Source organism: Paracraurococcus ruber, from assembly GCF_004353985.1.
GTDB classification, from domain to species: domain Bacteria; phylum Pseudomonadota; class Alphaproteobacteria; order Acetobacterales; family Acetobacteraceae; genus Paracraurococcus; species Paracraurococcus ruber.
Map to the genome: position 1 here is coordinate 25,676 of NZ_SMOA01000049.1, position 8,869 is coordinate 34,544.

The 8,869-nt window shown below is 73.4% G+C and carries 9 protein-coding genes; 6 read left to right on the forward strand and 3 right to left on the reverse strand.

What is annotated here, in order from left to right; translation table 11 throughout:
* Positions 1 to 63: 63 nt before the first annotated feature.
* Complete coding sequence (locus tag E2C05_RS11800; protein WP_158292069.1) at positions 64 to 1,029, forward strand: tripartite tricarboxylate transporter substrate binding protein; 966 nt, start codon at positions 64 to 66, stop codon at positions 1,027 to 1,029.
* Positions 1,030 to 1,117: 88 nt separating this feature from the next.
* Positions 1,118 to 1,741, forward strand: coding sequence for a 3-keto-disaccharide hydrolase (locus tag E2C05_RS11805; RefSeq protein ID WP_133219833.1), 624 nt, complete (start codon positions 1,118 to 1,120; stop codon positions 1,739 to 1,741).
* A gap of 55 nt (positions 1,742 to 1,796) precedes the next feature.
* Here the strand turns inward: E2C05_RS11805 and leuD are convergent, their stop codons facing one another.
* Positions 1,797 to 2,420, reverse strand: a complete 624-nt coding sequence (leuD, locus tag E2C05_RS11810; RefSeq protein WP_133219834.1) for a 3-isopropylmalate dehydratase small subunit — start codon at positions 2,418 to 2,420, stop codon at positions 1,797 to 1,799.
* Positions 2,420 to 3,799: a 3-isopropylmalate dehydratase large subunit gene (leuC, locus tag E2C05_RS11815; protein ID WP_133219835.1), complete on the reverse strand. Its 1,380-nt coding sequence runs from the start codon at positions 3,797 to 3,799 to the stop codon at positions 2,420 to 2,422. The genes leuD and leuC overlap by 1 nt, the downstream gene beginning before the upstream one ends.
* Positions 3,800 to 3,966: 167 nt before the next feature.
* Here leuC and E2C05_RS11820 point away from each other — a divergent pair, with 167 nt between their 5' ends.
* The 3 genes from E2C05_RS11820 to E2C05_RS11830 are packed head-to-tail and all read left to right on the forward strand — an operon-like array spanning position 3,967 to position 6,665.
* The gene (locus tag E2C05_RS11820; RefSeq protein ID WP_133219836.1) at positions 3,967 to 5,394 is read left to right on the forward strand and encodes an amidohydrolase family protein; all 1,428 of its coding nucleotides are present in this window, start codon (positions 3,967 to 3,969) and stop codon (positions 5,392 to 5,394) included.
* A 27-nt stretch (positions 5,395 to 5,421) separates the two neighbouring features.
* Positions 5,422 to 5,712, forward strand: a complete 291-nt coding sequence (locus tag E2C05_RS11825; RefSeq protein ID WP_133219837.1) for a hypothetical protein — start codon at positions 5,422 to 5,424, stop codon at positions 5,710 to 5,712.
* Positions 5,709 to 6,665 (forward strand): CobW family GTP-binding protein, encoded by a 957-nt coding sequence (locus E2C05_RS11830; RefSeq protein ID WP_133219838.1) that lies wholly within the window; start codon positions 5,709 to 5,711, stop codon positions 6,663 to 6,665. The genes E2C05_RS11825 and E2C05_RS11830 overlap by 4 nt, the downstream gene beginning before the upstream one ends.
* 216 nt (positions 6,666 to 6,881) lie before the next feature.
* Here E2C05_RS11830 and E2C05_RS11835 read toward each other — a convergent pair whose 3' ends face one another.
* Positions 6,882 to 7,805 carry an ABC transporter substrate-binding protein gene (locus E2C05_RS11835; RefSeq protein WP_158292070.1) on the reverse strand — a complete coding sequence of 308 codons (924 nt, stop codon included), beginning with the start codon at positions 7,803 to 7,805 and terminating at the stop codon, positions 6,882 to 6,884.
* A gap of 91 nt (positions 7,806 to 7,896) precedes the next feature.
* On the opposite strand from E2C05_RS11835, the gene E2C05_RS11840 reads away from it, so the two are divergent.
* Entirely contained in the window at positions 7,897 to 8,859 is a 963-nt protein-coding gene (locus E2C05_RS11840) for a Bug family tripartite tricarboxylate transporter substrate binding protein (protein ID WP_158292071.1), read from the forward strand.
* Positions 8,860 to 8,869: the final 10 nt, after the last annotated feature.

Here is an 8,869-nt window from a genome sequence, read left to right on the forward strand (position 1 = left end):
CGCGGGCCCCGGCCTGAGTCTTGCTTGCCGCGCCCCCTGCGCAGGCAGGGGGAGACCACGGGCATGACGGCATGGGCACGGCACCTCGTCCTCGCCATGGTCGCCTTCGCCGCGCCCGCCGCGGCGCAGGATGCCTGGCCGAGCCGCGCCGTCCGCGTCATCGTTCCCTTCACCCCCGGCGGCGGCGCCGATGTGGTGGCCAGGCCCCTGGCCCAGGCGCTGGGCGAGAGGCTGGGCCAGCCCTTCGTGGTGGAGAACCGGCCCGGCGGCGCCGGCAATATCGGCACGGAGGCCGTCGCCCGCGCGGCGCCGGACGGCTACACCCTGCTGCTGACCGGGCCCAGCCACGTCAACAACGCGCACCTCTTCCGGCAACTGCCCTTCGATGCGCGGCGCGACTTCGCCCCGGTCTCGCTGCTGACCTCGGCGCCCTATGTCCTGGTCGGCCATCCCGCCCTGCCCGCGCGCAATGCCGCGGAGCTGCTGGACCTGGCCCGCCGCAGCGCGCCGCCCCTCTCCTACGGCTCGGCCGGCAACGGCACGGCGGGGCACCTGGCGATGGAACTCATCAAGGTCACCGCCGGGATCGACCTGCTGCATGTCCCCTATCGCGGCAGCCCGGCGATGCTGACCGACCTGATGGCCGGGCACGTCGCCATCGGCTTCGACAACGTCCTCACCGCCTCCCCCGGGATCGCGGCGGGGCAGCTGCGGGCGCTGGCGGTCAGCGGCGGCCGCCGCGCGCCGTCCCTGCCCGATGTGCCGACCATCGCCGAATCCGGCCTGCCCGGCTTCGATGTCACGGTCTGGCAGGGCGCGCTCTTCCCCGCCGGGGTGGAGGCGCGGATCGCCGCGCGGCTCGGCGCCGAATTCGCCGCCGCGCTGCGCCGGCCGGAGCTGCGCGAGCGCCTGGCGGGCCTGGGCGTCGAGGCCATCGGCAGCGACCCGGCGGGCTTCGCCCGCTTCCTCGAGGCCGAGCATCTCCGCTGGGGGGAGGTCATCCGCCGGTCCGGCGCGCGGGTGGACTGACCGGGCCGCCCCACCCTGGACAGGCCGGCGCGGCATCCTAGCCTGTGCGCGTCCGGGCCGACCCGGACCCAAGGGGAGGAACACCAGCATGCATCGCCGCACCCTCGCGCTCGCCCTGCCGCTCGCCGCGTTCGGCCTGGCGCGGCCCGGCCCCGCCCTGGCCCAGGCCGGCGGCTTCACGCCGCTGTTCAACGGCCGCGACTTCGAAGGCTGGGAGAGGATCGGCGAGGCCAATTGGCGCGTCGAGGACGGCGCCCTGGTCGCCGACCGCGGCAACGGCTTCCTCGTCTCCGTCCGCGACTACGCCGATTTCGAGCTGCGGGCGGAGTTCTGGGTGGATGCCGCGACCAACAGCGGGATCTACATCCGCGCGACCAACCCGAAGGAGATCACCGCGGCCAATGCCTATGAGGTGAATGTCTGGGACGAGCGGCCGGAACAGAAATACGGCACCGGCGCCATCGTCGACCTCGCCGCGGTGGACCCGATGCCGCGCGCCGGCGGCCGCTGGAACACCTTCGAGATCACCGCGCGCGGCGACGCCTTCACCGTGGTGCTGAACGGTCAGAAGACGGTGGACGGCGCCCGGGACGGCAAGTTCCGCAACGGCCGCATCGCGCTCCAGCACGGCCTCGGCATCCGCGACGCCGCGGGCGTGCCGAACGACCGCGGCGTGGTGCGCTTCCGCAAGGTGGAGATCCGCTCGTCGTGATGCGGGGCGCGGGGCGGCGCGCAGCCGCCCACGCTGCCGGCCCGGGCGGGCCGGGTCAGCCCACCGGGTCCCAGGCCCAGGCGCGCGCCGCGCGGTCGCGCGCCTGCCAGGCGGCGATCGCGTCCGCGCGCTGCAAGGTCTGGGCGACCTCGTCGAGGCCGCTCAGCAGCGCCTCCCGCTTGCGGGCATCCACCGCGAAGGGCACCGCCTCGCCCCAGGGCGTCACCACCACCTGGCGGTCCAGGTCCACCGTGACGCGGGCATTGCCCGGGCTTTCCTCCATCGCCTCCGCCATGCGGCGGATGACCTCGATGGGCAGCCGCACCGGCAGCAGCCCGTTCTGGAAGCAGTTGTTGTGGAAGATGTCGCCGAAGCTGGGGGCGATGACGCAGCGCAGGCCCATGCCCATCAGCGTCCAGACCGCGCCTTCCCGCGACGACCCGCAGCCGAAATTCTCGTCCGCCAGCAGGATCGGGGCGCCCTTGAAGGGGGCGCGGTTCAGCGGGAAGTCCGGGTTGTCGCCGCCATCGGGAAGGTAGCGGAACCGCTCGAACCCATGCGGCCCCAGCCCGTCCCGCCCGGTGCCGACCAGGCGCTGGACGGGGATGATCATGTCCGTGTCGACATTGGCCCAGAGCAGCGGCGCGGCGATGCCGGTGACGGTGGTGAAGGGCTGCATCACGCCATCCCCCGCACATCGGCGATGGCGCCTGCCAGCGCCGCCGCCGCCGCCATGGCCGGGCTGGCCAGGTGCGTCCGCGCCCCGGTGCCCTGCCGCCCGACGAAATTCCGGTTGCTGGTGGAGACGCAGCGGGCGCCCGACGGCACGCTCTCCTCATTCGCCGCAACGCACAGCGCGCAGCCCGGCTCCCGCCACTCGAAGCCCGCGGCCAGGAATTGCCGGTGCAGCCCCTCGGCCTCGGCCTCGCGCTTCACCGTCTCGCTGCCCGGCACCACCCAGGCGGTGACGCCCTGCGCCACCCGCCGCCCGCGCAGCACCGCCGCGGCATCGCGCAGGTCCGAGAGCCGCGAATTGGTGCAGGACCCGATGAAGACCCAATCCACCTTGGTCCCCGCGATCGGCCGCCCCGCCTCCAGGCCCATATAGTCGAGGGCGGCGCGGTCGCCGGCGCTGCGCGGCTGCGGGATCGCCGCCGTCACCGGCAGCACCTGCTCCGGGCTCGTCCCCCAGGTGACCTGCGGCGCGATGTCGGCGGCCTCGATCCGGTGGTCCCTGTCGAAATGCGCCTCGGCATCGCTCGGCAGCGCCTGCCAGTCGGCCAGCGCGGCGTCCCAGGCGCTTCCCTTCGGCGCGAATTCCCGGCACGCCAGGTAGTCGAAGGTGGTCGCGTCCGGCGCCACCATGCCCATCTTCGCGCCCATCTCGATGGAGAGGTTGCACAGCGTCAGCCGCGCCTCCAGCGGCAGGGCGCGCACCGCGCTGCCGGCATATTCCACCGCATAGCCGGTGCCGGCGGCAGTGCCGTAGCGGCCGATGGCGTGCAGGATCATGTCCTTCGCCGTCACGCCCGGCGGCAGCGCGCCCTCGAACCGGATGCGCATGTTGCGCGGCCGGCGCTGCGCCAGGGTCTGCGTCGCCAGCACATGCGCCAGCTCGCTGGCGCCGATGCCGAAGGCCAGCGCGCCGACGCCGCCATTGGTGCAGGTATGGCTGTCGCCGCAGACCAGCGTCAGGCCCGGCAGCACGATGGCGAGTTCGGGCGCCATCACATGCACGATGCCGTTGCCCGGCTGCCCCAGGTCGTACAGCCTTATGCCCGTCTCCCGCGCCCGCTTGCGCAGGTTGGCCAGGCTGCGGGCGCCGCCGGCGAAGGTCTCGCTGGTCCGGCCCGGTGCGGTGGAGACGGCATGGTCCGGCGTGGCGAAGACCAGCTCCGGCCGCGCCAGGCGATGGCCACGCTCAGCCACCTCCTGCAATGCCCGCGCGCCGGACAGGTCGTGCAGCAGCACGCGGTCCACATGCAGCAGCGCCCAGCCCTCGCCGAGGTCGGCGACGACATGCGCATCCCAGATCTTGTCGAACAGCGTGCGTGCCATGGCGGCCCTCCCGGCCCCCGCATTCTCGGCAGCGCGGCGCGGTCGGGCAAGCCTTCCGCCGGGGGCGGAGCGACCGAGCCTTGCGCCGGTGCCGGGCCGGGCGCAGGATTCCCGCCCGTCGGGGAAATCGGGGCGGCGCGTGGCGCTGCCGTTGCGGGGGACGCGCCATGGTGGACCTGGTCATCACGGGCGATTGCGTGGTCACGCCGCATGCCATCGGCCCGGCCGATGTGGCGATCGCCGGCGGCAAGGTGGTCGCCGTCGCCCAGCGCGGCGGCTTCCCGCTGGCGGCCGGCACGCGGCTGGTGGATGCGGTGGGCAAGGTGGTGATGCCCGGCGGCATCGACCCGCACACCCATTGCCTCTGGCCCACCTACGGCCCGGGCGGCGCCATCGAATACACCAAGGGCCCCAGCGTGGTCGGCAAGGCGGCGCTGTTCGGCGGCACCACCACCATCATCGACTTCACCCGCTGGATGCATGGCAAGACCGTGCAGGGCGCGATCGAGGAGCGGATGGCCGAGTGGCGGGCGGATGGCAGCCCCTGCGACTGGGCGCTGCACACGATGATCGAGGGCGACCTGCCGCCCGAACTGCCCGGGCAGATCGCCGAGGCGATCGAGGCCGGGCACAGCACGGTGAAGATCTTCACCACCGACATCACGCCCAGCCGCAAGGGGCGGATGGTGGATTTCGGCGACATCTGGGAAGTGTTCCAGGTGCTGTCGAAGAAGGGCGGCCTCGGCGTCATCCATTCCGAGGACAACGACATCGTCATGCACATGTACGCGAAGCTATTCCGCGAGAACCGCGCCGGCTTCGAGAACATGGCGGAGGTGCACAACACCCTGTCGGAGGATATCTCCTTCCGCCGCATCATCCGCCTGGCGGAGCATGTGCCGGGCACCGCGCTGTACATGATGCATGTGAGCGCGGGCAACGGCGTGCGCGCGATCCGGGAGGCGCGCGGCCGCGGCCTGCCGATCTATGGCGAGAGCCTGCACCAGTACATGCTCTACACCAGCGAGGACTACAAGAAGCCGAACGGGCAGATCTATCACACCTACCCGTCGCTGAAGTCGCAGGCGGACCAGGACGAGCTGTGGCGCGGCGCCATGGACGGCACCATCGGCTGCGTGGCGACGGACGAGCTGTGCTGCTCGCTCTCGGTCAAGACCCAGGGCAAGCGGATCGACGACACCACCGGCGGCAATTCCGGCGTCGAGCCGCGCGTCGCCCTGATGTATTCCGAGATGAGGAAGCGCGGCTTCACCCTGCGGCAGTTCGTCGACCGCGTCTCCACCAACGCGGCGAAGATCATGGGCCTCTATCCGCGCAAGGGCGCCATCGCGCCGGGCTCGGATGCCGATATTTGCATCCTCGACCCCGCGCTCCGCCGCACCGTGAAGGCCGAGGCGATGCATGAGAGCGACTACTCGCCCTGGGAAGGCCGCGAGGTCGAGGCCTGGCCGGCCATGACCATCCTGCGTGGGAAGATCGTGGTGGATGGCGAGCAATGGCTGGGCGATGACCGCGGCGGCGAATGGCTGCCGCGCAAGGTGCCGGACGAGATCCGCGCCGCGCCGGCGCTGTGACGCGCGGCGGCGCCTGACGCGCACCGCATGACGCCGCCGGAGCTGCGCGACCTGCTGGCCGACGCGCTGGCGCTGTGGGATGTGCCGGGCCGGCCCGCGGTCGCCGGGGGCGCCGTCACGCTCGCCGCGCCCGATGGCAGCGCGCTGCGCGTCCTTCCCGCCGCGCCCGCCGACCACCCGATCCGCTGGTGGGTGGAACGGCCCGGCCAGCGCCGGCCCTGCACCTCGGTGCTCGGCCTGCTGCGCACCCTGCGCAACGCCATGGGCGCCGAGACCGCCGAGGCGCGCCGCCTGCGCGTGGCGCGGCCCGAGGCATGATCCCGGTCTCGGTCGTCACCGGCTTCCTCGGCGCCGGCAAGTCCACCCTGCTGCGGCGCGTGCTGCGCGACCCCGCCTGGGCCGACAGCGCCGTCATCGTGAACGAGTTCGGCGAGGTCCCGCTCGACCACGACCTGATCGCCGCCAGCGAGGAAAGCTTCGTCAGCGCCTCCACCGGCTGCCTCTGCTGCGTGGTGCGCGACGACCTGACGCGCACCCTGCTGGACCTGCTGGCGCGGCGGGAGGCCGGCGAGGTCCCGCGCTACCGCCGCGTGCTGGTGGAGACATCGGGGCTGGCCGACCCCGCCCCCATCCTGCATGCGCTGATGACCGACCGCGCGCTCGCCGCCACCCATGCCCTCGCGGGCGTCGTCACGCTGGTGGATGCGCTGCATGGCGCGGCAGCCCTGGCCCGCCACCCGGAAGCGCAGCGGCAGGTCCTGCTCGCCGACCGCATCCTGGTCACCAAGACGGACCTCGCGCCGGTGCCGGAGGCGGCGATCCGCGCCCTGAACCCCGCCGCGCCGCTGCGCGCGGCGGAGCACGGCGCGGCCGATCCCGGCTGGCTCCTCGCCCCCGCGCCGCCGCCTGCCGCCCTGCCCGACTGGGCGGCCCGCCACACCGCCGGCCTCGGCTCCGTGGTGATCGAGCGGGAGGCGCCGCTGCCCGCCCTCGCCCTCACCCTCTGGATGCAGGGCCTGGCCGAGCATTGCGGCACGCGCCTGCTGCGCCTGAAGGGGCTGGTCGCGCTGGCCGAGCAGCCGGACCGCCCCGCGGTGGTCCATGCCATCCAGCACATGGTGCATCCGCTGGACTGGCTGGAGGCCTGGCCCGGCGGCGACCGCCGCACCCGCCTCGTGCTGATCGGCGAACGCATCCCGCGCCACTTCCCCGCAAGGCTGCTGGCCGCGGTCGAGGCCGAGGTGGCGGCGGAACTCGCCCGCCGCGCCTAGTGTCCCGAATCCGAAGCTCGCCGCCAGTGGCGGCGAATTTCGGTTCGGACCACTCGCCCCTGTTTGCAGTGGCCTGCTTGTCCGCTGCCTTCGCAGCCGGTTGCTGCGACCTTCGCGGCCAGGACACGGGAGCGGTCTCCGTTCGCCAGTGGCCCACGGCAACCGCCCTGGTCTTCCGAATCCAAGGGCCTCTTCACCCGATCAGGCGATTCCACCTCATCGGGATCTGCCCTGCCAGCCCGCCAGCGCCTCCGCCACGATGGCGTTGTCGGCGGTGGCGGCGAAGCCCGGCTTGCGGGTGATGGCGCCGGCGGTGAACATCGCCGTCTCCAGCCGGGTGAAGGCGTCCTCCGGGTAGAAGGGGTCGGCGGTCCACAGCCCCACCGCCTTGTAGCGGGCCAGGCAGCGCACCAGCACCGGCGGCGGCAGGTCCGGGAAATGGCCGGCGATGCAGTCGGCCAGCGCCTCGGCCGGGCTTTCCGCCACCCAGGCCAGGGTGCGGGCTAGGCCGCGCAGCATGGCCTTGAACTCCGCCCGCCGCGCCTGCAGCCGCTCGGTCGTCGTGGTGAAGGTGGTGTAGCCGGTCGGGCCGCGGCCGGCGGCGGCATGCCAGATGGCGCCGCCCTGGTCCTCGAGCTGGGTGACGAAGGGCTCGAACAGCTGCGCCACGTCCAGCCTTCCGCCCAGCACCGCCGCGGCATTCTCCGCCATGCTGCGGTCGGTCACCCGGGACACGGTGGCGGGGTCAAGCCCGGCCAGCCGGATGTCATGCTGCAGCGTCCACCAGGGGGTCGGCACCTCGGCCACGGTGCCCAGGCGCAGCCCGGCCAGTTCCGAGAGGCGGAAGCCCGGCCGCGCCCCGCGCCCGACCAGGAAGAAGGGGTCGCGCATCACCACCGCGCCGAAATTGCGCAAGGGGCTGGCGGGATCCGCCTCATGCGCCAGCAGGATGCGCATCGGCCCGCCCCAGGCCAGGTCGGCCAGCCCGGCGAGCACCGCATCCTTCGCATTCGCCGGGATGCCGCCTTCGCGCAGCGTGACCTCCACGCCCTCCCGCGCATAGTCGCCGCGGGCCAGGGCGGCGTAGAACGGCGCGTAGAAGACGGCGCGGAAGGGTTCCTGCAGGGTGATGGGCGTCATGCGTCTCTCCCGGGGGCCGGCACTCTGGCGCGGCGGTTGCTTCGCCGTCCAGCGCGCCGCTGTGCGCCACCGCACAGGAAAGGGCCCCGCCATGCCGAACCGCCGCAGCCTGCTCGCCCTGCCCCTCCTCGCCGCCCCGGCACGGGCGCAGGAGCGGTTCCCCAACCGCCCGCTGCGCCTGGTGATCCCCGTCGCGGTGGCCGGCGTCACCGACATCGTCGGCCGCATCCTGGCCGATGCCATGGGGCCGCTGCTCGGCCGGCCGGTGGTGCCGGAGAACATCGCCGGCGCCGGCAGCACCGTGGCGGCGCAGGCCTTCCAGCGCACGCCGCCCGACGGCCATACGCTGTTCATCGCCACCAACAACCACGCGGTGATGAAGGCCATCTACCCGCAATTCCCGCATGACCCGGTGGCGGATTTCCAGCCCATCGCGCTGGTGTCGCGGCAGCCTTTCATCCTGGCGGTGAACCCGGACCTGCCGGTGCGCGACGTGCCGGGGCTACTGGCCTGGCTGAAGCAGCAGGGGGAGGCGGCGAATTACGGCGCCACCAATCCCGGCGGCAGCAACCACATGGCGGGCGAGCTGCTGCGCCAGCGCGCCGGCGTCACCTTCACCATCGTGCCCTACCGCGCCGCCGCGGCGTCCGTGCAGGATCTCGTCGCCGGGCGGATGCAGCTGACCATCGACAGCCCGACCATGATCCTGCCGCTGCTGCGGGACGGGAAGCTGCGCGGCCTCGCGGTTTCCACCGAAGGCCGCTCCGCCGTCGCGCCCGACCTGCCGAGCCTGGCCGAGGCCGGGGTCGCCGGCTACGACATGACCATCTGGCAGGCGCTGTTCGTCCGCCCCGGCACCCCGCCCGAGGCGGTGGCGGCGCTGACCGCGGCGGCGCGCACCGCGCTGGCCGACCCGGCGGTGCGGCAGCGCCTGGCGGCGGCGGGCTGCGAGACCTGGCCGGATCCCTCGCCCGAGGCGGCCGCAAGGCTGGTGGGGACGGAGATTGCCCGCTGGGCGCCGATCGTCGCCGCGATGAACCTCTCGCCGGGCTGAGCGCCGCCCG